General features: G+C 48.5%; 1 pseudogene. It reads left to right on the top strand.

Features of this window, described 5'->3' with window-relative positions:
• Positions 1 to 822 (top strand): annotated as a pseudogene (locus A3763_RS29035) (alkaline phosphatase); the annotation flags it as partial.

Genomic DNA, 822 nt, shown 5'->3' with positions numbered 1-822 from the left:
CAATGTAATGACGACACCGAAACCGTTGCAGAAATTGTTGCCGCAAGCACTGACGGACAAACGTTAATCTATACTGACAGCGAGCAAGAACAGCTAGGCTTCGTCGATATTTCTACTATTGAGTCTCCGGCTGCTGCAGGCACATTCGCACTCAATGGCGAGCCAACATCAGTAGCGATCAAAGGAGAGTACGCTCTCGCGGCTGTAAACACTTCAACAGACTACGTCACGGTATCGGGCGAGCTAGCTGTCATTAATATTGCGAGTAAAACTCTAGTTAGAACGATCGCTCTTGGCGGCCAACCAGACTCTATCGCAGTCAGCCCGGACAGCATGTATGCACTTGTGATTCTTGAAAACGAGCGTGATGAAGATCTAGGCGATGGTGCGCCACCGCAGCTTCCAGCTGGCGAGCTGGTTATTCTTAACCTAAGCGGTGAACCTGCTGATTGGACAAGCCAAACTCTAGACATCACCGGAATTGCTGACCTGTACGCAGCAGACCCTGAGCCAGAATATGTCGATATCAACAGTGACAATATCGCTGTTGTCACACTTCAGGAAAACAACCACATTTTATTAGTTGACCTGGAAACAGCCACGGTTAGCGCAGACTTCTCAGCGGGTACCGTTGATCTTGAAAACATCGACAACACAGAAGAAGATGCCGCCATTATTTCATTAAGCGAGAGCTTAAACGATATTCCTCGTGAGCCTGATGGCGTATCTTGGATTGACACTGAATATTTCGCCACTGCCGATGAAGGTGATTTAGACGGTGGCAGCCGTGGCTTCACAATCTTCAACAAGCAAGGTGAAGTG

The organism is Oleiphilus sp. HI0128 (genome assembly GCF_001635365.1).
The sequence above is the reverse complement of the archived record's forward strand: the minus strand, read 5'-3'. Positions and strand labels throughout refer to the sequence as shown.